Here is a 23789-nt window from a genome sequence, read left to right as displayed (position 1 = left end):
TCCGGCCCCATCCGCACCTTCGTCCTGATCCACGACGGCTTCTTCTCAATCGGCGTCTCGCTGTTGCGGACCTCCAGCCGCAGCAACTTCCGCCCTTCAGGCGCAGCAGTCACGTCCACCACACTACGCCCGCGGTACCGGGCGAATCGCCTACTGCGGGTCGGGCGTGACGTTCGTCAAGCGGGCCGTCAAGTCCCACAATGCGGTCGCAGTCGCGAGGTCGCGGGCGGCAGCGAGCGGGCGCACCTTGGTGGGGTGGCCGCGGGAGCCGGACAGCCGGTCGGGGCCGTAGTAGTCGCCGCCCTCGACGTCGGGCTGCGTGGCCGCGTAGAGCTGCGGCAGGGCGCCGTGCGCGATGTCCTGGCCCACCAGCAAGTTGCCGAGCCACATGGTCCCCTGCATGACGTTGCGGACGACGGCGTTGCTGTACGACTTCGCCATGGCGGGCTGCAGGCCGGTCGATGTGTAGCCGGGGTGGGCGAGCACGCTGATCACCGGGGAGGCGGCCGCGCGCAGCCGCCGGTCGAGCTCCAGCCCGAAGATCTGGTCCGCGAGCTTCGACTGCCCGTAGGCGGCGGCCGTGTGGAATCGGCCGTGCTCGAAGTTCGGGTCCGCCAGCCGGATTCGCGCGCCCGTCGCGGCGATGCTGGAGAGCGTGACCACGCGTGCCGCCGTGCCGCCGCGTAGCGCGGGCATGAGCAGCCACGTGAGCGCGGCCGGCCCGAGGTAGTTGGTGCCGAATTGCAGCTCGAAGCCGTCGGCCGTCCGGCCCTGGGGCGTGCCCATGAGGCCGGCGTTGTTCACGAGCACGTCGAGCGCGTCACCGGTCAGCTCGCGCACCGACGTGGCCGCCTTGCGAACCGACGCGAGGTCGGCCAGATCCAACTGCACGAGCTCCGGCGCGGCACCGGAGGCCACCGAACGCACACGCTCGAGAGCGGCGGCACCGCGCTCGGCCGAACGGCACGCGATGAGCACCCGCGCGCCGCGGCCGGCGAGGACCTCCGCCGTGCGCAGACCGAGGCCCGAGTTGGCGCCGGTGACCAGGACGGTCCGGCCGGTCTGGTCGGCCAGGTCGGCCTCGGTCCACGGTCGGTTCATGGGGTTCACCTAACTACACGCCTGTAACTACGCGGTCACGCGCTGGGTGCGAGCAGGCGCATGAGGTGTCCCATGGGGCTGCGCCGTCGCACCGGGCAGGCCGCGCGGTCCGAGCGGTCACTGCCGGCGCGCACCAGCGAATCGAAGGCGTAGCCGACGCGGGTGATCTCCTCGGTGGGCTCACCGGGCGAGGCCAGCCCCGCGGTGAGCGCCAGCGTGCGCAGCTCGCCCTCGTGCAGGTTCACCAGCGACGGGTGCCGGGTCAGCGCGCCGTCGAGCACCGCACGCAGCGTCTCGTGCTCGGACTGCGCGCGCCGCCACGCGCGGGAAACGGCGTCGACCTGGTCGCCGACGCCGTCGGCCGCGGCGTCCTCCGGGTCGGCCAGCTCGGCGCGCAGGTGCCCCCCGAGCACCTGCGTCCACTTGTACTGCAGCGCCAGCAGCAGGTTCTCTTCACAGCCGAAAACGTCGGTGGCGCCAGGGATCTCGGCGAGAACGAGCGGCTCACCCGGGGTGCGCTGCGCGTGGCGCACGGCCGCCTCGAGGATCTCCCGGCGTCGGTAGAAGTCGGTCCAGCTCATGGTGTGGGCTCCCCTTCCGTGACCCGGGTCGTACCGCGGGTTTGCGGCATACTCCCGGTACGGACCTGACGCAGTGAACATACCATGGGTATGGAGATCGCCGTCCGGCGTAAGGTTGTGAGGGTGCCGACAATGAGGTCCAGACGACTCGACTACTCGGAGTCCACACGATCCGCCCTGGTCGACAGCGCCGTCGAGCTGTTCACGAAACGCGGTTACGCGGGTACCTCGCTCGACGAGGTGGCCAAACGCGCCCGCGTGACGAAGGGCGCGCTGTACCACCACTTCAGCGGCAAGCAAGCCCTGTTCGAAGCCGCGTTCGACTCCGTGGAAAGCCTGGTCTACGACCGGCTGGAGAAGATCATGACCGGCCCCGGCACGCCGTGGGAACGGGTGCTGGGCGCGCTCAACGCGTTCATCAAGAGCTGCCTCGACCCGGCCTACCAGCGCATCGCGATCCACGAGGCGCCGGTGGTGATGGGCTGGGAACGCTGGCGTGAGGCCGAGGAGCAGTGCAGCTTCGGGCTCGTGCGGGCGGGCCTGCAGTCGCTCGTGGACGCCGGCGAGGTCGAGCCCGTGCCGGTCGACATCACCGCGCGGCTCCTGTTCGGCGCGCTGTCGTCCGCGGCCACGGAGATCGCGAGCGCGGCCGACCCGAAGAAGATCGGTGAGCAGATCGAAGGCGTGATCGTGCGGATGCTGCTGCGCCTGCGTCAGCCCGGCGAAGCGGGGGAGCGACCGGCCGCGAGCTGAGCGGCTCCGTGGCTAGGCTGGCGCCATGGACTTGAGGATCTTCACGGAGCCCCAGCAGGGCGCCACGTACGACGACCTCCTGCGCGTCGCCAAGGCGACCGAGGCCGCCGGTTTCGACGCGTTCTTCCGCAGCGATCACTACCTGAAGATGGGCGACGGCGACGGCCTGCCCGGGCCCACCGACGCGTGGATCACCTTGGCCGGGCTCGCCCGTGAGACCAAGCGGATCCGGCTCGGCACGCTCGTCACCGCAGCGACGTTCCGCCACCCCGGCCCGCTCGCGATCTCCGTGGCGCAGGTCGACCAGATGTCGGGCGGGCGCGTGGAGTTCGGTCTCGGCGCGGGCTGGTTCGACACCGAGCACACCGCCTACGCGCTCACGCTGCCGCCGCTGAAGGAGCGCTTCGACCGCTACGCCGAGCAGCTGGAGATCATCACCGGCTTGTGGAAGACGCCGGTGGGCGAGACGTTCTCGTTCTCCGGTGAGCACTACACCGTCGTCGACTCGCCCGCGCTGCCGAAGCCGGCGCAGTCGCCCGCGCCGCCCGTGATCATCGGTGGCGGGGGCAAGAAGCGCACGCCCGAGCTGGCCGCGCGCTTCGCCGACGAGTTCAACCTGCCGTTCGCGAGCCCGGAAGCCGCGCTGGCGCAGTTCGAGCGCGTGGCCGCCGCGGCCGAGGCCGTGGGCCGCGACCCCAAGGAGATCCTGCGTTCGGTGGCGCTCACCGTCGCGATCGGCCGCGACGACGCCGAGGTGGCGCGCCGGGCCGGAGCCATCGGCCGTGACCTCGCTGAGCTGCGCGAGTCCGGCCTGGCCGGCACGGCGGCCCAGGTCGTCGACCGCATCGGGCAGTGGCGCGAGAAGACTGGTATCACGCGGCTCTACCTGCAGGTTCTCGACCTGCAGGACCTGGACCACCTCGAGTTCATCGCCTCGGACGTGGCACCGCAGCTGTGACTTGCTCGTGAGGGGCGGCGCCGGTTCGGTTCTTGTTCGAACGCAGCGCGGCCCCTCACGAGTTCTCAGTTCTGCAGGGCGAAGGTGACGCCCGGCGCCGAAGGCGCTTCCGGGCGCGGCAGCCAGCGGTCGTCACGCACGACCAGCTCACCTTCTAGCGCGGCCAGCACGGCGTCGCGCACCATCGGCAGCACCTCCGCCACGGTGATGTCGCGCTGCAGTTCGTAGGACAGCGAAGTGACGCCGGCGTCGCGGATGCCGCACGGCACGATCGAGTCGAACGCGCCGAGGTCGGCGTTGCAGTTCAACTCGAGGCCGTGCATGGTCACGCCGCGCTGCACGCGGATGCCGATCGCGGCGATCTTGCGCTCGATCCCGCGGTCGTCGGCCGCGATCCACACGCCGCTGCGGCCCTCGACGCGGCCGGTGTGCACACCGAGCCGCTCGCACACCACGATCAGCGCCTCCTCGAGGCGCCGCACGTAATGCATGACGTCGATCGGGTCGGCGAGCTCGATGATCGGGTAACCGACGAGCTGGCCGGGGCCGTGCCACGTGATCTTGCCGCCGCGGTCCACGTCGATCACCGGGGTGCCGTCGGTCGGCCGATCCTCGGGCTCCGTGCGCTTGCCCGCGGTGTAGACCGACGGGTGCTCCAGCAGCAGCAGGGTGTCCGGTCCGGTCTGGTCGGCGCGCGCGGTGAGGATCTCGCGCTGCAGGTTCCAGGCCTCGGTGTAGTCGATCGTGCCGAGCTCCCGGACTACGACGGGTTCGGTGGCGGCACGGCAGGAATCGGTCGAAGAACTCACTCGTCGAGGCTACGCCCGTCAGGCCTGCGAAAGGGCACGAGCCGAAGTGCCGTCGCCGACACCAGGCCCATTCCCAGCACCGCGAGCGCGGCGCCGACGGTGTCCGTGACCCAATGCACACCCAGCACGACCCGGCAGGCCGCCGCCACGACGGTCGCGGCCACGGCGATCCCCACCGCCCACCGGACGAACCGCGGCGCGAACCAGCCACACACGAGCACCACGACCAGTCCGGTCGAGGCCACCGCGACGACGTGGCCGCTGGGGTAGCTCAGGTCCGGGTACTCGCGCGGACGCTGGCGCAGGAACACGGGTTTGAACGTCAGGCTCGTCAGCCGGCACAGCACCAGCACCACAGCCAGCCGCACGCACAACGACAGCTTCGAGCGGTCCCGCAACGCCAGTGCGAGCAGCGCCACGCCCAGCACCCAGGGCAGCACGGGACCGAGGACGTTCGTGACGACCCCCGCGACCAGCCCGGCCGGGCGGGTGTCCTGGCCGCGCAACACGTTCGCGACCTCCGTGTCGAACTGCAGCGGCTGCCGGTCGACGAGCAGGCCGAGCGCGAGGAACGCGGCGAACAGCACCACACCGGTCACGACCCAGCGGACGCGCGGCACGGTCATGTCGCCGCGGCCAGCGCGCTCTCCAGAGTGCGGTGGCGGAACTCGTAACCCGTGTGCTCCAGCCGCCGCGGGACGGCGCGCTGGCCGTACAACGCCATTTCCTCGCCGGCCTGCCCGAGCGCGAGCTTCAGCGCGACCCCCGGAACCCACCACGGCGCGGGCCGGTGCAGGGCTTGGCCGAGGGCTTTCGTGAACTCGGCGTTGGTGGCGGGCGCGGGGCCGGCGAGGTTGACCGGGCCGGCCAGCGTTTCGTGCTCCAGCGCGTGGACGAGGGCGCCGACCTCGTCGTCGAGCGAGATCCACGGCATGAACTGGCGGCCGTCGCCGAGGCGACCGCCGAGGGCGAAGCCGAACAGCGGCCGCAGCACGTCGAGCAGGCCGCCCTTGCGCGCGAGCACGAGGCCGGTGCGGACGAGCACCACGCGGGCGCCGGCCGTGGCGGCGGGGGCGGTCGCGCCTTCCCACGCCGTGCAGAGCTCAGCCAGGAAACCCGTGCCCGTACCGGCGGTTTCGTCGACCACGCGGGAACCGGTGTTGCCGTAGAACCCGACCGCGGAGGCGTTCACGAGCACCTGCACGCCGTGTTCGGCCACGGCTTCGGCGAGCACCTCCGTGGGCTCGACGCGGCTGTCGAGCAGCACCTGCTTGCGCATCGCGCTCCAGCGGCCCGGCAGCAGAGGCGCGCCGCAGAGGTTCACGACGGCGTCGACCCCGTCGAACGCGCCCTCGTCGATCCGCGCCGACGGCGGGTCCCAGCCGTGTTCGTCGGCCGCCCGCGCGGTGCGCCGCACGAGGCGGCGCACGTCGTGGCCGGCCGAGCGCAGCCGCGCCGCCAGTGCCGTGCCGATGAGCCCGCCGGACCCCGCGATGAGTACCCGCATGCCTGAGATCGTGTCCTATCCGTGCGTGTTCCGCACCCCCGGCCCGTGGTCGGCGACCCCGTGCGGGACCGTCCGGAATGGACAGGACGGGGGTGACCGTGGCACCGCCAGTGTCCCAGCCCGGCCCCCGGTCCCGCCACGGCGGACCGCGGCCGACCGTCTACATCGGACACCCGAGAACGGCGAAGGCCCCGCACCCCTGGAGGAGTGCGGGGCCTTCGACAGACCGGCTACCGCGTCAGAGGCCGAGCTCGTCCTCGAACTTGCCCTCTTCCAGACGCTGCTTGATCGTCGTGAGGAAGCGGCCGGCGTCGGCGCCGTCGACCAGGCGGTGGTCGTAGGTCAGCGGCAGGAACGCCATCGAGCGGACGGCGATCGTGTCGTTGCCCTCGGCGTCGGACACGACGACCGGGCGCTTCACGACGGCGCCGGTGCCGAGCATGCCGGACTGCGGCTGCACGATGATCGGCGTGTCGAACAGGGCGCCGTTGCTGCCGATGTTCGTGACGGTGAAGGTGCCACCGGTCAGCTCGTCCGGCTTGATGTGGTTGGCCCGGGCCCGCGCCGCCAGGTCGGCGATGCGGTGCGCGAGACCGGCCAGGCTCAGCTCACCCGCGTCGTGGATCACGACCGACAGCAGGCCGCGGTCGGTGTCCACCGCGATGCCCAGGTGCACGGCGCCGTGGTAGGTGATCTCCTTCGTGTCCTCGTTGTAGGACGCGTTGACGTTCGGGTGCTGCTTGAGCGCCTCGACGGTGGCCTTCGCAAAGAACGGCAGGAACGTGAGGTTCACGCCCTCGCGCTCGCGGAAGGCCGCCTTCGCGCGCTGGCGCAGCTTGGCGATCTTCGTCACGTCCACCTCGTGCACCTGCGTGAGCTGCGCGGAAACCTGCAGCGACTCGCGGGTCTTGGTGGCCGTGATCTGCCGGATCCGGCTGGCCTTCTGCACCGTGCCGCGCAGGGCGGCGATGTCCGGCGAGACCGCGGCCGGAGCCGACGGGGCAGCCGCGGCGGGAGCCGGGGCCTGCGCAGCCGGGGCCGGGGCAGCAGCCGCGGGCGCCGGCGCGGCCGCCTTCTGCTTGGCCTCGGCCGCCGCGAGCACGTCCTGCTTGCGGATGCGGCCGCCGACACCGCTGCCGGTCAGCGTCGCCAGGTCGATGTCGTGCTCGGACGCGAGCTTGCGCACCAGCGGCGTGACATACGGGCCGTCGGCCGAACCGTTGTCCTCGGCCTTGGCGGCCGGGGCGGCAGCGGCCGGAGCCGGAGCGGCCGGAGCCGGAGCAGCCGGGGCGGGCGCGGCAGGCGCCGGGGCAGGAGCGGGCTTGCTCTCCTGAACCGGGGCCGGAGCCGGGGCAGCCGGGGCCGGAGCGGCGGGCGCCGGGGCGGCGGCCGGAGCCGCACCCGCGTCACCGATCACCGCGAGAACCCCACCGACCTCGACGGTCTCGTCCTCACCGGCGCGGATCTCGAGCACCGTGCCGGCGACCGGCGACGGGACCTCGGTGTCGACCTTGTCCGTGGAGATCTCGAGCAGCGGCTCGTCGACCTCGACCGGGTCGCCGACCTGCTTGAGCCAGCGGGTCACGGTGCCCTCGGTGACGCTCTCGCCCAGCTCGGGCAGCTTCACCTCGGTGCCCTGGCCACCCGACGCCGGCGCGGTGTCCGGACGCGACGGGGCCTCGGCCTGAGGAGCCTGCGCGGCGGGCGCCGGCGTCGGCTCGGGCTCGGGCGCCGCCTGCGGCTCCGGAGCGGCTTCCTGCGCGGGCGCGGCGGCCGGCTCGGCAGCGGCGGGGACGCCGCCGGTGCCGTCGTCGATCACCGCGAGCTCGCCGCCGACCTCGACGGTCTCGTCCTCACCGGCGCTGATCTTCACCAGGGTGCCGGCCACGGGGGACGGGACCTCGGTGTCGACCTTGTCGGTGGAGATCTCGAGCAACGGCTCGTCGACCGCGACGGTGTCGCCTTCCTGCTTCAACCACCGGGTGACGGTGCCTTCAGTGACGCTCTCACCGAGCTCCGGCAACGTGACGGAGTAGGCCATCGTTCGCTGACTCCCTTGATCTGTAAGACGTAGGTTTGGATTGTGCTGGTGAGACGTCAGCTGTGCACGTGCAGCGGCTTGCCCGCGAGGGCGAGGAACGCTTCACCGAGGGCCTCGGTCTGGGTGGGGTGCGCGTGGATGAGGGGGGCGACGTCCTCCGGGAACGCCTCCCAGTTGTAGACCAGCTGCGCTTCGCCGATCAGCTCGCCGACGCGGTCGCCCACCATGTGCACGCCGACGACCGGGCCGTCGGGCGCCTTGACCAGCTTCACGCCACCGGAGGTCTTGAGGATCTGGCTCTTGCCGTTGCCGCCGAGGTCGTAGGTGTAGGTGGTGACGTCGTTGCCGTACTTCTCCTTGGCCTGCGACTCGGTGAGCCCGACCGAGGCGACCTCGGGGTGCGAGTAGGTGACGCGCGGGATGCCCTTCTCGTCGATCACGCGCGGGGCGAGCCCGGCGATCTCCTCGGCGACGAAGATGCCCTGCTGGAAGCCGCGGTGGGCCAGCTGCAGGCCCGGCACGATGTCGCCGACGGCGTAGACGTTCGGCAGGTTCGTGCGCAGGCGGTCGTCGGTGAGGACGAAGCCGCGGTCGATCTTGACGCCGGCCTCCTCGTAGCCGTGGCCCGCGGAGTTCGGGCCGCGGCCGACGGCGACCAGCAGCAGGTCGGCGTCGATGGTCTCGCCGGACTCCAGGGACACGCTCACGCCGTTGTCGTCCTGCTTCGCGCCGGTGAACCGCACGCCCGTCTTGAAGGCGATCTTGCGGCGGCGGAACGCGCGCTCGAGCTGCTTGGACGCGAACTCGTCCTCGGCGGGCACCAAACGCGGCAGGGCCTCGACCACGGTGACGTCGACGCCGAAGGAGGCCCAGACGCTCGCGAACTCCACGCCGATCACGCCGCCGCCGAGCACCACGACCTTCTTCGGCACCCAGTCGAGCGCGAGCGCCTGCTCGCTGGCGATGATCCGGCCGCCGAGCTCCAGACCGGGCAGGGTCCGCGAGTACGAACCGGTGGCGAGGATGACGTTCTTGCCCGTGTAGCGGGTGCCCTCGACCTCGACGGTCGTGCCGCCGACGAAGGTGCCGGTGCCCTCGACCAGGTTGACCTTGTGGGCCTTGGCCAGACCCTGCAGGCCCTTGTACAGGCGGGCGACGACGCCGTCCTTGTACTTGTTGACCCCGGCGATGTCGATGCCTTCGAACACGGCCTTGACCCCGACCGACTCCGATTCGCGAGTTTCGTCGGCGACTTCGGCGGCGTGGAGCAGGGCCTTGGTCGGGATGCACCCACGGTGCAGGCAGGTCCCGCCCAGCTTGTCCTTCTCGATCAGCGTGACGGAAAGGCCCAGCTCGGCCGCGCGGAAAGCCGCGGCGTAGCCGCCCGATCCGCCTCCCAGGATCACAAGGTCGGCGGAGGTGTCGCTCACTTCAATAACTCCTCGGCAGCGGTGTAGGGGTGAAGCTCGGTCGTCGCGCAGCCCCGGTATAACCGCGCGCGCGACACCAGCCATCTTGTCACTACGCCGATCCGGCCGACCAACCCGGCCGTGCGACACCGACCACACCTGATCGTGGGAATAATGGAGTTCGTACTCCTGCAGGAAGAGAGGTGGTCGGAGTGGGGATCTTCGACTCGCTGCGTCGGCGAGGCCGAGGCGGCAGACGTCCGGGAACGATGCGCAAGGCCACCTCCGAAGACACCCGTCACCTGGAGGAATGGGCCGCATCGCGGCGTGGCGTGGAGGCCTACGTCGAGCCCCGCACCACCGTGACGGAAGCCACTGTGGTCCTCATCGCCCACGACGGCGAGTGGACCCGTCGGCGCATCGGCAGTCTCCAGGCGGCACTGCACTTCGGCGAGAAGCGGTCGATTCCCGTGTATGAGGTGTCGCGGGTCGGTTACCCCAAGCGCATGCGTGAATACACGGAGCGGAAGAAGCGCGGCCAGGTCTAGCGGCTCGCTTCGAGCAGGCCGAGGTGGTGTTCGAGCAGCGCGCGGAATGTCGGGTGCGCGGTGCTGCCGAACGCGAGGTCGACCTCCACGGCGTGGCCGGTCGCGGTCAGCAGCACGAGTGCGGGGTCGGAGACGATGACGACACCGTTGTCGGCGCGCAGTTCCTGCGCGGGCAGCAGGCGCGGGAAGGTGACGTCGTCGGGGAGGCCGTTCGTTGTGCGGAGGAACTCGCGGTAGTCGGCGGGCAGTGTCGTGGCGAGCCGGCGTTCGGCCTCTTGGAGGTCTCCTTCGGACGCCGGTGGCGGAGCCGTCTGGCCGCGTTCGTGCATGATCGCCGCAACGAGCTCCGGCCAGCTGTCCGGCTGCGTCGGGTAACGCTCGCGCAGCGCGGCGATCAGGGCACCGGCGCACTGATCGGGCCAGTCCGGGCCGAGGTCGAGCGGATCGGCGCCGGCGACGAGCCGTGAGGCGAGCGCGCGCGTCGCGGCCAGTGCGGCGACGTCTGGAGCCGGGTGAGAGGCAACGAGCTCCGCCCACGCCTCGAGGTCGCCCTCCGCCAGGGCCGTACGGACGCGGTCGGGACGGCCCGGGGCGAGGGCGGACACGACGCCCGCGACGGGGGAGCCGTCGAGGACACCGTCCAGATCGGACACCCGGCGGGTCAGGAAGGCTTGGTGCGCCTGCTCTTCGGCGTCGAGGTCGAGCGGGATGAGTTCGTCCGCCCACTGTGGACGGTCGCCGCGCGCCTCGAACAGCATCGCCCACGCGCGCGCCCGCACGGCGTCGTCGGCGAGTTGCGTGGCCGGGCGGCCCGTGACCGCGCGCCAGTGCGTGACGAGCCGGTCGGCGTCGGCGCCCGCCGTGGCCAGCAGCAGGGCGGTGTGCCCGACGCGGCGATCGAGGGCCGGCTCGTCGGCGGTGAGGACGTCGCGGATCGCGGCTTCGAGGTAGGCGTCACGGTCCATGGTCGCGAGGGTGCCACAAAAGAAGGCCCCCCACCGCGCGCGGTGAGGGGCCTGGCGTCGAGAACGGGTCAGCCGCGGTCGGCGATGTCGGCCAGGACGGCGGCGATGGTGCGGACGGGGACGCCCGTGCCGCCCTTGCCGGTGTAGCCCCAGGGGCCGCCGGTGTTGAAGGCGGGGCCCGCGACGTCGATGTGGGCCCACGGCAGGCCCTCGGCCACGAACTCCTTGAGGAACAGGCCGGCCGCGAGCATGCCGCCCCAGCGGTGGCCCGTGACGTTGGCCAGGTCGGCCAGGCGGGAGTCGAGGTCGGCGCGCAGCTCCTCGGGCAGCGGCATGGCCCAGCCGCCCTCGCCGGTGGCCTGCATGATGCCCGCGACGCGGTCACGGAACTCGTCGGAGCCCATCACACCGGCGGTGCGGTTGCCGAGCGCCACGACCTGCGCGCCGGTGAGGGTGGCGGTCTCGATGAGGTAGTCGGGGTTCTCCTCGGCGGCGCGCACCATCGCGTCGGCCAGGACCAGGCGGCCCTCGGCGTCGGTGTTGAGGACCTCGACGGTCTTGCCGCCGTACATGGTCAGGACATCGCCCGGACGGTAGGAGCTGCCCGACGGCAGGTTCTCCGCCAGCGGGATGTGCGCGGTGACCTCGAGCGGGTACTTCAGCTTCGCGGCCAGCACGACCGACGCCAGCACCGCGGCGGCACCGGACATGTCCGAGGTCATGTGGTCCATGCCCGCGGCAGGCTTGATCGAGATGCCGCCCGAGTCGAACGTGATGCCCTTGCCGACCAGCGCCACGCGCTTGCTCGCCTTGGCCGGCTTCCAGCCCACGCGCAGCAGACGCGGCGGACGCTCGGAACCGCCGCCGACGCCCAGGATGCCGCCGAAGCCCTTGCGCTTCAGCTGCTTCTCGTCGAGCACCTCGAAGTCGAGGCCGTTGTCCTCGGCGAGCTTCTTCGCGCGGTCGGCGAACGAGGCCGGGAACAGGTCGTTGGGCGGGGTGTTGATCAGGTCGCGGGTGATGATCACCGACTCCGCGATGGCGGTGGCGGCTTTCAGCGTCGCCTTGTGCTCGCGTGCGGTGCCGTCCTCCGGGCTGACGAAGTCGGCCTTGGCCAGCGGGGCGTCGCCCTTCGAGGAGCGGTACTCGGTGAAGGTGTACGCGCCGAGCGCGGTGCCTTCGACGGCGGCCTGCAGGTCGAGCGCCGAGAGCGTGACGAATGCGCGCTCCGTGCCGGCCAGCGCCCGCGCGGCGGCACCGGCGGCGCGGCGGACCTGCTCGGCCGTCACGGCACCGTCGGTCGCCTTGCCCAGGCCCACGGCCAGCACGACGCCGGCGGTGAGCTTGCCCAGTGTGGGCAGCTTCACGACTTGCTCGGCCTTGCCGGTGGCGCCGAGCGTGGCGAGCACCTCGGTGAGCTTGCCGTCGAACGCGGCGTCGGCGCCCGCGGCGCCCGCGGCGAGCACCGGGCCGTCCTCGCCCTGGAGGGTGCCGATCACCACCACGTCGGCGCGGGTCTTGGTGAGCGCCGCCTCGGTGTTCTCGGACAGGGCAAGCTTCGGCACGGTCACTTCTGGCTCCTCGCGCGTTCGCGGTGGTACCGGGCGACGTGCCCGGACGGATCGTGAGCCATGCTAATGACAAGCGCGGCCGGACGTCGGGAGGGGACCATCGTGCGACTCGGGGGCGGGCTCCTCGTGGTGCTGGCGGTGGGGGCCGCCGGGGCCGGCTACTGGGTGCTGGCGGGCGTCGTGCTCGCGGCGATCGCCGCCGGTGTCACGGCCCGGCTGCCCCCGCTCGGCGACACGCAGGCCGAGCGCTGGACCGGCGGGATCACGCGGCTGGCGCTGGTGGCTGTGCAGGCGATCGTCTTCGGCGCGTACGTCGTCCCGGCGCAACCCGCGTACGCGGCGGCCGGGCTCGTGGTCGTGGTCGCCGTGACCGATTTCGCCGGCCTGCGGCTGCCCGCCGCCTTGGTCCGCTGGCTCACGATCGTGCTGATCGCCGCCGCGGTGGTGCTGATCGTGCTGTGCGCCGTCGTGGCCCCGGTCGTGACGACCTCGCCGATCGCCGCGCCGGACGTCGCCGGGGTCATCGTGGCGGCCGTGGTCACGCTGCCGTTCCTGCTGCCGGTCGCCGCGGACCGCGTCACCCTGCGCGCGCTGACGCTCGGCGGGCTCGCGGTGCTGGTCACGATCGTCGCGCTCGTGCAGCTCGGCCCGGACCGGCTCGGGCTTTCGGCCACGTCGATCCGCGACCTCCTCTACGCCGCCGACGCGGGTCAGCTGCAGCCGGTGCTCACCGTGGTCGTCGTGCTCGCGACGGTCCCCGCGGCCCTCACCACGTACACCGACGCCCGCGAGCGGTACGCACCGGACAAGGGCTGGCTCGCCGCCGCGGGAGCCGTCGTCACGCTGGCCGCGGCGCTGTTCGCGACGCCGTACGCGGTGCTGGTCGTGGCCGGGCTCGGCACCGTGCTGGAGCTGGTGCTGCGGGCCCGCCGCTACCGTGACGCCCATGCCCGCGAGTGATCACCTCTGGGAGTCGGGGGAGACCGTCGTCGAACGCTTCCTGCGGCCCGACGGCAGCATCGGCCAGCACCACCCCCTGCGCGTGGTGTCCGACGACGGGCAGGTGCTGCTCGGCTGGCTCCCGATGGGCACGCCGATCGTCGGCAGCCGGCTCACCGACGGCCGCACGATGCGCGAGGCCCCGCTGGAAGAGCGCTTCCGCGTGCCGCGTGTGCCGGTGCCCGACACGTGGCGCGGCACCTCGACGCTGCGGATGATCCCCGAGGGCCAGTGGTCCTCGGTGTGGTGGTTCTTCGAGCCGGACGGCACGTTCCGCGACTGGTACGTGAATCTCGAGATCCCGCTCGGGCGCACCGCGAGCGGCCCGGACCGCATCGACGGCGTGCTCGACGTAGTGGTGACACCCGGTATCGGCTGGCGCTGGGACGACGAGGACGAGGCAGAAGAAGCGCTCGCCGCCGGCCGGCTCACGGCCGGGCAGCTCGACCGGCTGCGCGCGGAGGGGGAGCGGATCGGGGCATTGGCCGACGCCGGCGCGTTCCCGTTCGACGGCACGCACACGGACTTCCGGCCGGACCCGTCGTGGCCCGCGCCGGAACTGCCGGCCGCGCTGCTGTGACTCCTGGACCGAGGCTCAGGCCGCGGTGAGCAACAGGATCGCGGCGAGCACGACGTTCACCACGAGCAGGATGATCACCGACCGAGTCGGCAGGTCCCGTGCGAACACCTGGCCGTGGAGGCTGCGCCACCAGTAGACGCCGAAACCGCCCGCGGCGAGGCCGAGAACAGCGCCGAAGCCGCTGCCCAGCAGCGCCCAGCCCACCATGCCGAGCAGGCCGACGCCGAACGTCAGCAGCACCGCGGTCGCGAAGGTCTTCACGTCGGGGCCGGCGCCCGGCTGTGCGGGTCGACGTCCCTGGGAGGTCGCTGGGAAGCTCACCTGTCCATCGTAAGGGCATCCGCGTCTCACGCACCGAACGTGCGGGTGTGCGGCGCGTGAAACAGGAGGTCTTCCGACTAACGCGCTTCCGACCAAGCGCTAAAGTTGGGCCATGACGACAGCGACGCACTTCTCCCGAGTCCCGCACCCGAACCCCGCGACTCCCGAGCGCGTCGCCGAGGTACTCGACAAGCCCGGGTTCGGTCTGTACTTCACCGACCACATGGTCACGGTGCGCTGGAGCGAGGAGCGCGGCTGGCACGACGCCAAGGTCGGGCCGTACGAACCGTTCTCCCTCGACCCGGCCACGTCGGTGCTGCACTACGGGCAGGCGATCTTCGAAGGCCTCAAGGCCTACCGCCAGGCCGACGGCACGGTCGCCGCGTTCCGGCCCGACGCCAACGCCGAGCGCTTCCAGGCCTCGGCCGAGCGCCTGGCGATGCCGCAGCTGCCCGTGGAGGTCTTCCTCGAGTCGTTGCGCGAGCTGATCGCGGTCGACGAGCGCTGGGTGCCGACCCGCAAGGGCGACTCGCTCTACCTGCGGCCGTTCATGATCTCCACCTCGACCGGGCTCGGCGTGAACAAGCCGGCCACCGAATACCTGTACACGCTCATCGCCTCGCCCGCCGGCTCGTACTTCGCCGGTGGCGTGAAGCCGGTCAGCGTGTGGCTGTCCACGGAGTACGTGCGGGCGGCGCCGGGCGGCACCGGCGCGGCGAAGTGCGCCGGCAACTACGCGGCGTCGTTCGTGGCGCAGGCGCAGGCCGTGGAACAGGGCTGCGACCAGGTGGTGTGGCTCGACGCAGTGGAGCGCCGCTGGGTCGAGGAGATGGGCGGGATGAACCTGTTCTTCGTCTTCGGCTCGGGTTCCGACGCCCGCGTGGTCACGCCGGAGCTGTCCGGCTCGCTGCTGCCGGGCATCACGCGCAAGTCGCTGCTGCAGCTGGCCGAGACCGCGGGTCACCGCGTCGAGGAGCGCCGGATCTCCACCGACGAGTGGGAGAAAGCCGCCGCTTCCGGCGAGCTGACCGAGGTCTTCGCCTGCGGCACCGCGGCCGTGATCACGCCCGTCGGGCACGTGAAGCACGCCGGTGGCGAGTTCACGATCGGCGACGGGCAGCCGGGTCCGATCACCATGAAGCTGCGGGAGGAACTGGTCGGCATGCAGGAAGGTGACCTGGCCTTCCCGGACGGCTGGATGCGTCCGCTGATCTGATCCACTGTGGACACGAGAAGGGCCGCCCGGGTTCGTCCCGGGCGGCCCTTCTCGTTGACTGGCTTCAGGAAGCCGGCACCGGTGTAAGCGGGCCGGACACTCCGGACTGCTCGTGCGTGGTCATCTCCGCGAGCACGCGCGCGGCCATCATCAGCAGCGGCAGCGCGGTGACGGCGCCGGTGCCCTCGCCGAGGCGGACGTCGAGGTCGAGCAGCGCGCCGAGGTCGAGGTGTTCCAGGGCGAGGGCGTGGGCGGGCTCGCCGGTGAGCTGGCCGGACATCCACCAGCGGCGCGCACCGGGGGCGAGCTCCTCGGCCACCATCGCCGCCGCGCAGACGACGAGACCGTCGAGGACGACCGGGGTACGGCGGACGGCCGCCTGGGCCAGGAAGCCCGCCATGGCGGCGATGTCGGCGCCGCTGGAGGTGCGCAGCAGGGCCAGCGGGTCGGCGAGGACCACGCGGGCGCGGCGCAGCGCGTCGCGCACGGCGGTGGCCTTGCGCATCCACGCGTTGTCGTCGATGCCCGAACCGCGCCCGACCACGGCCACGGGCTCGGTGCCGGTGAGCGCGGCGACCAGCACGGACGCCGGGGTGCTGTTGCCGATGCCCAGGTCGCCCGCGATGAGGAGGTCGGCGCCGCCGTCCACCTCGGCGTCGGCGACCTTCATGCCGGCGAGCACGGCCGCGCGCACCTCGTCGTCGGTGAGGGCGTCCTCGACGTCGATCGAGCCGGAGCCGCGGCGGACCTTGTACTCGCCGATGGAGCGCATGGCCGACTCTCCGGTGTCCACGGCCATGTCGACCACGCGCACGCTGGCGCCGGCCGCGGCGGCGAGCACGTTGATGGCCGCGCCGCCGGTCAGCATCGTGCCGACGAGCTGCGACGTGACCTCCGCCGGATAGGCGGACACGCCCTTCCTCGCGATGCCGTGGTCGCCGGCGAACACCACGACCCGGGGCCGCGTGAACGGCCGCGGCGGCGCCTGGCCCTGGCACGACGAGATCCACACGCCGAGCTCCTCGAGCCGGCCGAGCGATCCCGCGGGCTTCACGAGCTTGCCGTGCAGGGCGATCGCCGCCGACCGGGCCTGGTCGCTGGGTGGTTCGATCTCGCCGAACTCGATGCTGGTGTCCGCGTCCACGCCAGGCCTTTCTCTCGCGGGAGTCCTCACGGGTCAACCTACCGGCCGCCGGAGAAAAAACTTCCGCGACCGTGTCGAACCGCGGCGGTACCGTTCGACGCGTCTTCGAGAGCCGCCCACCTCGGGCGGAACCGGACGGAGGGGAGCACCCGATGGGCAGGATCGTCAACGCCACGTTCATGACGCTCGACGGCGACATCACCAACATGGCCGACTGGCACTGGGACTACTTCAGTGAGGAGGCCACCGCCGCCGCGCAGGCTCAGCTCGATCGCAGCGACGCCCTCATCATGGGCCGCAAGACCTACGACGGGTTCTCCGCCGCGTGGCCGCAGCGGTCCGGCACCGACCTGTTCGCCGACCGGATGAACTCGATCGACAAGTACGTCGTCTCCTCGTCGCTGACCGATCCCCAGTGGACGAACAGCCACGTGCTCGGCGGTGCCGGCGGTGACGCTGTGGCCGCGGTGCGCGAGGTCAAGGAGCGCACCGACCGCGACATCCTGCAGTACGGCTTCGGTGATGTCACCCGGCTGCTGCTGGCCAACGGCCTGCTCGACGAGCTGCGCGTGTGGCTGCACCCCGTGATCTCCGGTGCGGCCAAGCCCGACGAGCTGCTTTACCGCGACACCGCGAAGGCGAGCTTCACGTTCAACGGCAGCGAAGTGTTCGGCAACGGGATGGTGATCCTCAGCTACACCCCGGCGAACGCGGCCCAGTAGGGTCGCCGACCGTGGAGACGACAGCGGCAGGGGTCGTGCTGGCCAGCGGCGCCGGCACGAGGGTCGGCGCGGCGCTCAACAAGGTGTACCTGCCGATGGCGGGCCGCCGGGTCGTGGAGTGGTCGCTGGCGGCGTTCGCCGCGGTGCCCGAGGTCGGCGTGCTGGTGCTCGTGATCCGCGAGCAGGACACCGAGCTGGCCGACGAGGTGCTGGCCGCGCACCCGGGGAAGGTCGAGGTCGTCACCGGGGGTGCGACGCGGCAGGGGTCCGAGTTGAACGCCCTGCGCCACCTCGCCCCGCGCATCGAGTCGGGCGCCGTCGACGCCGTGCTCATCCACGACGCCGCCCGCCCGCTCGCGACTCCCGCTCTGATCGGCGACGTCCTCGCCCGGACCCGCGAGTTCGGCGGCGCAGTGCCGGGGCTGGCCGCCGACGACGTGGTCTCGATGGCCGCCGACGGTTCGGTCGCCGCGCCGCTGCCGGGCGCGATCCGCGTGCAGACGCCGCAGGGCTTCCGCGCCGAGCCGCTGCTGGCGGCCTACGAACAGGCCGAGACCGAGGGCTTCCTGGGCACGGACACGGCTTCGTGCATGGAACGGTTCTCCGCGCTGCCGGTGCACTGGGTGCCCGGCGGCGCGGAGAACCTGAAGATCACCTACCCGCACGACCTCGCGGTGGCCGAGCGGCTGCTGTCCCGCTGAACAGGCTGCCCAGCGGGACAGATCACAGCGACGGGCTGCGGGTCAGCGACGCGTCGCGCTCGACAACGGACTCGAGCGCCTCGTCGATCGCCGTCAGCAGGTCGGCGTCGAGCTTCACGCCGACGGCCTTGACGTTCTCGTGCACCTGCGCCGGGCGGGAGGCGCCGATGATCGCCGAGGCGACGTTCGGGTTCTGCAGGACCCACGCCACGGCCAGCTGCGCCATGCTCAGTCCGGCCTGCGCGGCCAGCGGCTCCAGCTTGGCGACCGCGGTCAGCGTCTCGTCGTTGAGGAAGCGCTTGACCATGTTCGCGCCGCCGTTCTGGTCGGTCGCGCGCGAACCCTCGGGCAGGGGCTGGCCGGCCTTGTACTTGCCGGTGAGCACGCCCTGCGCGATCGGCGACCAGACGATCTGGCTGAGCCCTTCGCGCTCGGACGCCGGCACGACCTGCGACTCGATGACGCGCCACAGCATCGAGTACTGCGGCTGGTTGGAGATGAACGGCACCTTCAGCTCACGCGCGAGCGCCGCGCCCTGCGTGATCTGGTCGGCCGACCACTCCGAGACGCCGATGTAGAGGACCTTGCCCTGGCGGACGAGGTCGGCGAACGCGGTCATCGTCTCTTCGAGCGGCGTGTTGTGGTCGAACCGGTGCGCCTGGTAGAGGTCGAGGTAGTCGGTGCCGAGCCGCTGCAGCGACGCGGTGGCCGACTCCATGATGTGCTTGCGCGAGAGGCCCTTGTCGTTCTGGCCCTTCGGCCCGCTCGGCCAGAACACCTTCGTGAAGATCTCGAGGCTCTCCCGGCGCTGGCCCTTCAGGCCCCGCCCGAGCACCGACTCCGCCGCCGTGTTCGCGTACACGTCGGCCGTGTCGAAGGTCGTGATTCCGGCGTCGAGCGCCGCCTTGATACAGGCCTGGGCCTGCTCCTCTTCGACCTGGGACCCGTGGGTGAGCCAGTTGCCGTAGGAGATCTCACTGATGTTGAGGCCGCTGCGGCCGAGTCGTCGAAACTCCATGCCGCTCAGCCTAGGCGGAGGTTGTTCGCGTTGCTAACGAACCTCCCCGATCGGGAAGTGGTGGTGCTCACGGATGGTCGGCGCCGGCGTTCAAGGTGCGTGCACAGCGCTCACCGGGTACTCGCCGGCAAGCAGCCGGACATGACAACGGCCGCCCCACCCGTGAAGGTGTGGCGGCCGTCACGAAAGCGCTCAGCCGGGGATCGGGTCGCCCGGGCGCAGGCGCGGCTTCGGGACCCGCAGCTTGCGGATCTGGCTCGCGCGCACGAAGGCGTACCAGCCGACGCCTCGGGTGGGCTCCTTCGGGAACCGCTCCCGGGCCAGACGGGAGATCTTGCGGCCGTTGACCACGCCCTCGATGGCCATGACCAGCAGCATCGCCATGCAGATGAGGGTGATGTACTGCTGCGCCGCGGGAACCGGGATCAGCAGCGCGAGGAACACGAGGATCGCGAGCGGCATGAACAGGCCCAGGATGTTGCGGCGGGAGTCCACGAGGTCGCGCACGTACGCCTTGACCGGGCCCCGGTCGCGCACGGGCAGGTACTTGTCGTCACCCGACATCATGCGTTCGCGGCGCTGCTTGGCGGCCGCCCGGCGGTCGTCCTTGCTGACCGGGTTCTCCTTGCGGAGCTGCTTGTTGCGCTTCATCGCCTCGCGCATGCTGGTGGGTGGCGGGGCGACCGGGCCCCGCTTGCGCCCTTCCGCTTCCCGCCGCGACGGTGTAGCCCGGCCTTTGCCCGGCGTATACGCCTTCCCGGTGGTCGACGCGGGGTCGACCACGTCGGCGTCGACGTCGTCGGCGGGGGTCTTGGTGGTGCTTCGGCGCAGGAACCTCACCTCACCAGGGTATTGCAGGCGTCACGACGATGTTCGGCAGGTCGTGCGATGTGCAACCATGGAGGGGGAACAGATCGGGTACCCGGAGAGTTGAACTGTTTCGGACGAGAAGTACCCGCAGTGAGTTCGACCTAGAGGGAGTGCCATGACGACCGCTGAGCAGACCGGTGCGGCGCAGGCCGAGACCGCCGAGGAGACCCACGGCGTGACCTTGACCGACGCCGCGGCGGTCAAGGCGAAGGCCCTGCTCGAGCAGGAGGGCCGCGACGACATGCACCTGCGCATCGCCGTCCAGCCCGGTGGCTGCGCGGGCCTGCGCTACCAGCTGTTCTTCGACGAGCGCGAGCTCGACGGTGACCTCTTCCGCGACTTCGACGGTCTGCGCGTGGCGGTCGACCGGATGAGCGCTCCGTACGTGTCCGAGGCCGTGATCGACTTCGTCGACTCGATCGAGAAGCAGGGCTTCACGATCGACAACCCGAACGCGACCGGCTCGTGCGCGTGCGGTGACAGCTTCCACTGAGCCGCGCGCTCAGCCAGCACAGACACGAAGAAGGGCCCCCGCCGAGTCGGTGGGGGCCCTTCTTCGTGCTCGGAGGTGGGGTGCCGGGGTCTCAGACGTAGGCGTCGAGGTCGGCGACCTGCGCGTGGCAGGCGTCGTCGACCTGCCACGGCCGCGCGGCCCGCGGGTGCGGCATCCGGTCGGTGGTGAGTCCCTCGCTGCGGAGCGCGGACGGGATGTGGGCGCAATCGGCGATGAGCTCGCCGAGGTCTTCCGGTTCAGTGGCCGTGTTCACTTCCGTAACGCTATTGATCCTTCAGCGACTGGGAAAGCGGTACCAGCCGGTAGTGTCGGCCGAGGCGTGGGAACTACCCGGACGGGTCATGACCTGCGGGTAACCGCGCCAGAGTCGCATGCACACGACAGCCAGAGGAGAACCGGTGGCAGACAAGGCCAGGATCGCCGTGTCCGGCAGCATCGCAACCGATCACCTGATGCACTTCCCCGGCAGGTTCGCCGAGCAGCTCGTGAAGGAACAGCTCCACCGGGTTTCCCTGAGCTTCCTGGCCGACGACCTCGTCGTCCGCCGCGGCGGCATCGGCGCCAACATCGCGTTCGGTCTCGGCGTGCTGGGCGTGAACCCCGTACTCGTGGGTGCCGTGGGCTCCGACTGGGCCGACTACGCGTCGTGGCTGGAGCGCCACGGGGTGGACACCTCCGGGGTGCTCGTGTCCGAGGTCGCGCACACCGCGCGGTTCGTGTGCACCACCGACGAGGACCTGTGCCAGATCGCGACGTTCTACGCCGGCGCCATGGCCGAGTCGCGCAACATCGAGCTCAAGCCCATCGCCGACCGCGCCGGCGCGCTGAGTCTCGTGCTGATCAGCCCGGACGACCCCGAGGGCATGGTCCGCCACGCGCAGGAGTGCCGCCAGCGTGGCTACACCTTCGCCGTCGACCCGTCGCAACAGCTGGCCCGCATGGACGGCGCCCAGGTGCGCGACTTCATCGCGGGCGCCAAGTACCTGTTCAGCAACGACTACGAGTGGGAGCTGCTGCTCCAGAAGTCGGGCTGGACCGAGGCCGACGTGCTGGAGCGCGTGGGCATGCGCATCACGACGCTGGGCGAGAAGGGCGTGGAGATCATCGGCCGCGACGGCCTCGCCCTGCAGATCGGCGCCGTCCCGGAGCGCGGCAAGGCCGACCCGACGGGCGTCGGCGACGGCTTCCGCGCCGGCTTCCTCGCCGCGCTCGACGGCGGCCTGGAGCTGGAGCGCGCCGCGCAGCTCGGCTCGCTCATCGCGGTGCTGGTCCTGGAGACCGTCGGCACGCAGGAGTGGATCTTCGACCGCACCGACGTCCTGGCGCGCCTCGGCGACGCGTTCGGCCCGGAAGCGGCGGACGAGATCGCCACGGTGCTGCCGGCCTGACGCACCTCACGACTGTGGCCGCCCCGGACGTCCGGGGCGGCCACAGTCGTGTCCGGGGTCGTCGCGGCCCTCGCGGAACCGCTGCCGGACGGCGTCCGGGGTGACGTTGGCCACCCCGGACGCCGGAAGCTCAGAGCTTCACCGGGTACACCGGCTCCGGAATCTCCGGCTTGATGCGGTGCTCGACGAAGATGCCGTGCCACAGCATGAACACCAGCAGCGCCCAGATCTGGCGGCTGCGGTCGAGCTGGCCCGCCTTGTGCTCCTCCAGCAGGCGCAGCACGGCGGGCTTGTCGAGCAGCTCGTCGGTCTTCGAATCGTTGATGATGCCGCGCGCCCAGTCGTACATCTCGTTGCGCAGCCACAGGCGGATCGGCACGGGGAAGCCGAGCTTGCGCCGGTTGAGCACGTGGGCCGGGATGATCTTCGCGAGTGCCTGGCGCAGCGCGTACTTCGTGGTGCCGTGCGCGAGTTTCTGGTCCAGGGGAATGGAAGCGGCGACCTTGAACACCTCGGCGTCGAGGAACGGCACGCGCAGCTCCAGCGAGTTGGCCATGGTGACCTTGTCGGCCTTCACGAGGATGTCGCCGCGCAGCCAGGTGAACAGGTCCACGTGCTGCATGCGCGCCACCGGGTCCCAGCCGCGCGAGACGTCGTACCAGGGCGCGGTGACGTCCTTGAAGCCCACACCGTCCTGATAGGTCCGCAGCACGTTGCGCAGCTGGTCGTCGCGGAAGTTGCGGGCGTTGCCGTAGTAGCGGTCCTCCAGCGGCAGCGCGCCGCGGCGCAGCAAGTCCTTGCCCCGCGTGCCTTCCGGGATCTTCGTGGACACCTTGCCGATGAGCTTGCGCACCCCGCCGGGCACCTTTTCGAACGGTGCCAGCGAAATCGGCTCGTTGTAGATCGTGTAGCCGCCGAACAGCTCGTCGGCGCCCTCGCCGGAAAGCACGGCCTTCACATGCTTTCGGGCCTCGCGCGCGATGAACCACAGCGGCACCAGCGCCGGGTCGGCCACCGGGTCGTCGAGGTACCAGACGATGAGCGGCAGGGCCTCCATCATCTCGTCGGCCGAAACCGTGCGCACCACGTGCTTCACGCCGATCGCCGCGGCCGATTCGGCGGCGACGTCCACTTCGGAGTAACCCTCGCGCTCGAACCCGGTGGTGAACGCGATGAGGTTCGGGTTGTGCTCCTTCGCCAGCGTCGCCGTGGCGGTGGAGTCGATGCCGCCGGACAGGAACGCGCCGACCGTCACGTCCGGGTCGGAGATCATGTGCTTGCCCACCGAGTCGCGCATCACATCGGCGATGCGCTGGTACAGCTCCTCGGCCTCACCGGTGCCGTTCACGGGCTTCGCCGAGAACTGCGGGTGGAAGTAGCGGGTGAACTCGACCTGCCCGCCCGGCACCACGCGGAACGACGTGCCCGACTCGACGCGGCGCACCGCCGTGTGCAGCGATTCCGGCTCCGGCACGTACTGCAGCACCAGGTAGTGCTGCAGGGCCTTGCGGTCCAGCTCCAGGGCCACGCCGAGGGTGTCCGCGAGCTCCAGCAGGCTCTTCTTCTCGCTGGAGAACGCCACGCCCTGGGGGCCGGCGGAGTAGAACAACGGCTTGATGCCGAACGGGTCCCGCGCGCCGAACACGACCTTGTCGGCGGAGTCCCAGATCATGAAGGCGAACATGCCGCGCAGCTTCTTCACCGCGTCGGCGCCCAGGTAGTGGTACGCCGCGACGATGGCCTCGCCGTCGCCTTCGGTCTCGAACTTCGCGCCGAACTTTTCAGCGAGCTCTTCGCGCAGCTCGCGGTAGTTGTAGATCTCGCCGTTGAAGTTCATGGTGTAGCGGCCCGGCGCCTCCGACGGACCCCAGTGCAGCGGCTGGTGGGCGTGGTCGACGTCGATGAACGCCAGCCGGTTGAAGCCGTAGACGACCTCGCCGTCGGCCCAGGTGTCCTGCTCGTCGGGGCCGCGGTGGCGCTGGCAGCGCATCGCCGTGCCCACGGCTTCACGGGCGTTCGCCGCGTCGGTCTCGGTGCCGCAGATCAGTCCAAGCAGGCCGCACACGCGTACTC

The 23789-nt window shown here is 71.3% G+C and carries 25 protein-coding genes and 1 pseudogene; 10 read left to right on the top strand and 16 right to left on the bottom strand.

The genetic code is table 11. The features are described from left to right. The 3 genes and pseudogenes from AB0M56_RS23745 to AB0M56_RS23735 all read right to left on the bottom strand — a co-directional run. Positions 1–113, bottom strand: a pseudogene (locus AB0M56_RS23745) (lipoyl synthase); the annotation flags it as partial. Between the two features lie 37 nt (positions 114–150). Then, a complete protein-coding gene (locus tag AB0M56_RS23740) occupies positions 151–1101 on the bottom strand; it encodes an oxidoreductase (RefSeq protein ID WP_364179602.1) in 951 nt (316 codons plus the stop codon). Between the two features lie 35 nt (positions 1102–1136). Beyond that, a complete protein-coding gene (locus AB0M56_RS23735; RefSeq protein ID WP_364179600.1) occupies positions 1137–1682 on the bottom strand; it encodes a hypothetical protein in 546 nt (181 codons plus the stop codon). Between the two features lie 132 nt (positions 1683–1814). Between AB0M56_RS23735 and AB0M56_RS23730 the strand changes: the two genes are divergently transcribed. Together AB0M56_RS23730 and AB0M56_RS23725 are read left to right on the top strand one after the other, a co-directional pair. Then, complete coding sequence (locus tag AB0M56_RS23730) at positions 1815–2435, top strand: TetR/AcrR family transcriptional regulator (RefSeq protein ID WP_364179598.1); 621 nt, start codon at positions 1815–1817, stop codon at positions 2433–2435. 25 nt (positions 2436–2460) lie between these two features. Further along, positions 2461–3393: an LLM class F420-dependent oxidoreductase gene (locus AB0M56_RS23725; RefSeq protein ID WP_364179596.1), complete on the top strand. Its 933-nt coding sequence runs from the start codon at positions 2461–2463 to the stop codon at positions 3391–3393. A 65-nt stretch (positions 3394–3458) separates the two neighbouring features. Here the strand turns inward: AB0M56_RS23725 and lipB are convergent, their stop codons facing one another. The 5 genes from lipB to lpdA all read right to left on the bottom strand — a co-directional run bounded on the left by lipB (position 3459) and on the right by lpdA (position 9180). After that, positions 3459–4202, bottom strand: coding sequence for a lipoyl(octanoyl) transferase LipB (gene lipB, locus AB0M56_RS23720; RefSeq protein ID WP_364179594.1), 744 nt, complete (start codon positions 4200–4202; stop codon positions 3459–3461). Further along, positions 4199–4828: a phosphatase PAP2 family protein gene (locus AB0M56_RS23715; RefSeq protein WP_364179592.1), complete on the bottom strand. Its 630-nt coding sequence runs from the start codon at positions 4826–4828 to the stop codon at positions 4199–4201. Before AB0M56_RS23715 ends, lipB begins: the two co-directional genes overlap by 4 nt. Next, positions 4825–5709 (bottom strand): TIGR01777 family oxidoreductase, encoded by an 885-nt coding sequence (locus tag AB0M56_RS23710; RefSeq protein WP_364179590.1) that lies wholly within the window; start codon positions 5707–5709, stop codon positions 4825–4827. The genes AB0M56_RS23715 and AB0M56_RS23710 overlap by 4 nt, the downstream gene beginning before the upstream one ends. 238 nt (positions 5710–5947) lie before the next feature. After that, positions 5948–7750: a 2-oxoglutarate dehydrogenase, E2 component, dihydrolipoamide succinyltransferase gene (sucB, locus tag AB0M56_RS23705; RefSeq protein WP_364179588.1), complete on the bottom strand. Its 1803-nt coding sequence runs from the start codon at positions 7748–7750 to the stop codon at positions 5948–5950. 56 nt (positions 7751–7806) lie between these two features. Then, positions 7807–9180 carry a dihydrolipoyl dehydrogenase gene (gene lpdA, locus AB0M56_RS23700; protein WP_364179586.1) on the bottom strand — a complete coding sequence of 458 codons (1374 nt, stop codon included), beginning with the start codon at positions 9178–9180 and terminating at the stop codon, positions 7807–7809. A 182-nt stretch (positions 9181–9362) separates the two neighbouring features. On the opposite strand from lpdA, the gene AB0M56_RS23695 reads away from it, so the two are divergent. Beyond that, positions 9363–9707, top strand: coding sequence for an oxidoreductase (locus tag AB0M56_RS23695; protein WP_220237928.1), 345 nt, complete (start codon positions 9363–9365; stop codon positions 9705–9707). Here the strand turns inward: AB0M56_RS23695 and AB0M56_RS23690 are convergent. Together AB0M56_RS23690 and AB0M56_RS23685 are read right to left on the bottom strand one after the other, a co-directional pair. Further along, positions 9704–10672 (bottom strand): SMI1/KNR4 family protein, encoded by a 969-nt coding sequence (locus AB0M56_RS23690; protein WP_364179584.1) that lies wholly within the window; start codon positions 10670–10672, stop codon positions 9704–9706. The two genes, AB0M56_RS23695 and AB0M56_RS23690, sit on opposite strands and share 4 nt — an antisense overlap. A 68-nt stretch (positions 10673–10740) precedes the next feature. Continuing rightward, the gene (locus AB0M56_RS23685) at positions 10741–12243 is read right to left on the bottom strand and encodes a leucyl aminopeptidase (protein ID WP_364179582.1); all 1503 of its coding nucleotides are present in this window, start codon (positions 12241–12243) and stop codon (positions 10741–10743) included. Between the two features lie 102 nt (positions 12244–12345). Here AB0M56_RS23685 and AB0M56_RS23680 point away from each other — a divergent pair, with 102 nt between their 5' ends. Continuing rightward, the gene (locus AB0M56_RS23680) at positions 12346–13203 is read left to right on the top strand and encodes a sulfatase (protein WP_364179580.1); all 858 of its coding nucleotides are present in this window, start codon (positions 12346–12348) and stop codon (positions 13201–13203) included. Further along, positions 13190–13822, top strand: a complete 633-nt coding sequence (locus AB0M56_RS23675; RefSeq protein ID WP_364179579.1) for a DUF402 domain-containing protein — start codon at positions 13190–13192, stop codon at positions 13820–13822. Before AB0M56_RS23680 ends, AB0M56_RS23675 begins: the two co-directional genes overlap by 14 nt. A 15-nt stretch (positions 13823–13837) precedes the next feature. On the opposite strand, the gene AB0M56_RS23670 is transcribed toward AB0M56_RS23675, so the two are convergent. Continuing rightward, entirely contained in the window at positions 13838–14143 is a 306-nt protein-coding gene (locus AB0M56_RS23670; RefSeq protein WP_364179577.1) for a hypothetical protein, read from the bottom strand. 112 nt (positions 14144–14255) lie between these two features. Between AB0M56_RS23670 and AB0M56_RS23665 the strand changes: the two genes are divergently transcribed. Continuing rightward, a complete protein-coding gene (locus AB0M56_RS23665; RefSeq protein ID WP_364179575.1) occupies positions 14256–15359 on the top strand; it encodes a branched-chain amino acid aminotransferase in 1104 nt (367 codons plus the stop codon). A 64-nt stretch (positions 15360–15423) separates the two neighbouring features. Here AB0M56_RS23665 and cobT read toward each other — a convergent pair whose 3' ends face one another. Beyond that, positions 15424–16503 (bottom strand): nicotinate-nucleotide--dimethylbenzimidazole phosphoribosyltransferase, encoded by a 1080-nt coding sequence (cobT, locus tag AB0M56_RS23660; protein ID WP_364179573.1) that lies wholly within the window; start codon positions 16501–16503, stop codon positions 15424–15426. Between the two features lie 152 nt (positions 16504–16655). On the opposite strand from cobT, the gene AB0M56_RS23655 reads away from it, so the two are divergent. Together AB0M56_RS23655 and AB0M56_RS23650 are read left to right on the top strand one after the other, a co-directional pair. Then, on the top strand, positions 16656–17225 hold the full coding sequence (locus AB0M56_RS23655; protein WP_364179571.1) for a dihydrofolate reductase family protein: 570 nt from the start codon (positions 16656–16658) through the stop codon (positions 17223–17225). Between the two features lie 11 nt (positions 17226–17236). Then, positions 17237–17926, top strand: a complete 690-nt coding sequence (locus tag AB0M56_RS23650; RefSeq protein ID WP_364179570.1) for an IspD/TarI family cytidylyltransferase — start codon at positions 17237–17239, stop codon at positions 17924–17926. A gap of 22 nt (positions 17927–17948) precedes the next feature. Here the strand turns inward: AB0M56_RS23650 and AB0M56_RS23645 are convergent, their stop codons facing one another. After that, entirely contained in the window at positions 17949–18944 is a 996-nt protein-coding gene (locus tag AB0M56_RS23645; RefSeq protein ID WP_364179568.1) for an aldo/keto reductase family protein, read from the bottom strand. A gap of 192 nt (positions 18945–19136) precedes the next feature. Further along, complete coding sequence (locus tag AB0M56_RS23640; protein ID WP_364179566.1) at positions 19137–19784, bottom strand: DUF3043 domain-containing protein; 648 nt, start codon at positions 19782–19784, stop codon at positions 19137–19139. Between the two features lie 145 nt (positions 19785–19929). Here AB0M56_RS23640 and AB0M56_RS23635 point away from each other — a divergent pair, with 145 nt between their 5' ends. Continuing rightward, positions 19930–20307, top strand: coding sequence for an iron-sulfur cluster assembly accessory protein (locus tag AB0M56_RS23635; protein WP_220237940.1), 378 nt, complete (start codon positions 19930–19932; stop codon positions 20305–20307). A 91-nt stretch (positions 20308–20398) separates the two neighbouring features. On the opposite strand, the gene AB0M56_RS23630 is transcribed toward AB0M56_RS23635, so the two are convergent. After that, on the bottom strand, positions 20399–20581 hold the full coding sequence (locus tag AB0M56_RS23630) for a hypothetical protein (protein WP_220237941.1): 183 nt from the start codon (positions 20579–20581) through the stop codon (positions 20399–20401). A 145-nt stretch (positions 20582–20726) separates the two neighbouring features. Here AB0M56_RS23630 and AB0M56_RS23625 point away from each other — a divergent pair, with 145 nt between their 5' ends. Then, a complete protein-coding gene (locus tag AB0M56_RS23625; RefSeq protein WP_364179564.1) occupies positions 20727–21716 on the top strand; it encodes a carbohydrate kinase family protein in 990 nt (329 codons plus the stop codon). 130 nt (positions 21717–21846) lie between these two features. On the opposite strand, the gene asnB is transcribed toward AB0M56_RS23625, so the two are convergent. Next, positions 21847–23781 (bottom strand): asparagine synthase (glutamine-hydrolyzing), encoded by a 1935-nt coding sequence (asnB, locus tag AB0M56_RS23620; RefSeq protein ID WP_364179562.1) that lies wholly within the window; start codon positions 23779–23781, stop codon positions 21847–21849. Between the last annotated feature and the right edge of the window lie 8 nt (positions 23782–23789).

The sequence above is a fragment of the Amycolatopsis sp. NPDC051372 genome (assembly GCF_040682095.1).
Lineage (GTDB): Bacteria > Actinomycetota > Actinomycetes > Mycobacteriales > Pseudonocardiaceae > Amycolatopsis.
Note: the sequence above shows the minus strand (reverse complement) of the source record. Positions and strands in the feature narration are given on the sequence as shown.

What these genes read in the sequence shown, in the direction of transcription:
- AB0M56_RS23725 (WP_364179596.1), top strand. Translation starts at nt 2,461, where the DNA reads ATGGACTTGAGGATCTTCACGGAGCCCCAGCAGGGCGCCACGTACGAC.
- AB0M56_RS23710 (WP_364179590.1), bottom strand. Translation starts at nt 5,709, where the DNA reads ATGCGGGTACTCATCGCGGGGTCCGGCGGGCTCATCGGCACGGCACTG.
- AB0M56_RS23645 (WP_364179568.1), bottom strand. Translation starts at nt 18,944, where the DNA reads ATGGAGTTTCGACGACTCGGCCGCAGCGGCCTCAACATCAGTGAGATC.
- AB0M56_RS23690 (WP_364179584.1), bottom strand. Translation starts at nt 10,672, where the DNA reads ATGGACCGTGACGCCTACCTCGAAGCCGCGATCCGCGACGTCCTCACC.
- AB0M56_RS23740 (WP_364179602.1), bottom strand. Translation starts at nt 1,101, where the DNA reads ATGAACCGACCGTGGACCGAGGCCGACCTGGCCGACCAGACCGGCCGG.
- AB0M56_RS23675 (WP_364179579.1), top strand. Translation starts at nt 13,190, where the DNA reads ATGCCCGCGAGTGATCACCTCTGGGAGTCGGGGGAGACCGTCGTCGAA.
- AB0M56_RS23715 (WP_364179592.1), bottom strand. Translation starts at nt 4,828, where the DNA reads ATGACCGTGCCGCGCGTCCGCTGGGTCGTGACCGGTGTGGTGCTGTTC.
- AB0M56_RS23735 (WP_364179600.1), bottom strand. Translation starts at nt 1,682, where the DNA reads ATGAGCTGGACCGACTTCTACCGACGCCGGGAGATCCTCGAGGCGGCC.
- AB0M56_RS23635 (WP_220237940.1), top strand. Translation starts at nt 19,930, where the DNA reads ATGACGACCGCTGAGCAGACCGGTGCGGCGCAGGCCGAGACCGCCGAG.
- sucB (WP_364179588.1), bottom strand. Translation starts at nt 7,750, where the DNA reads ATGGCCTACTCCGTCACGTTGCCGGAGCTCGGTGAGAGCGTCACTGAA.
- AB0M56_RS23665 (WP_364179575.1), top strand. Translation starts at nt 14,256, where the DNA reads ATGACGACAGCGACGCACTTCTCCCGAGTCCCGCACCCGAACCCCGCG.
- AB0M56_RS23730 (WP_364179598.1), top strand. Translation starts at nt 1,815, where the DNA reads ATGAGGTCCAGACGACTCGACTACTCGGAGTCCACACGATCCGCCCTG.
- AB0M56_RS23655 (WP_364179571.1), top strand. Translation starts at nt 16,656, where the DNA reads ATGGGCAGGATCGTCAACGCCACGTTCATGACGCTCGACGGCGACATC.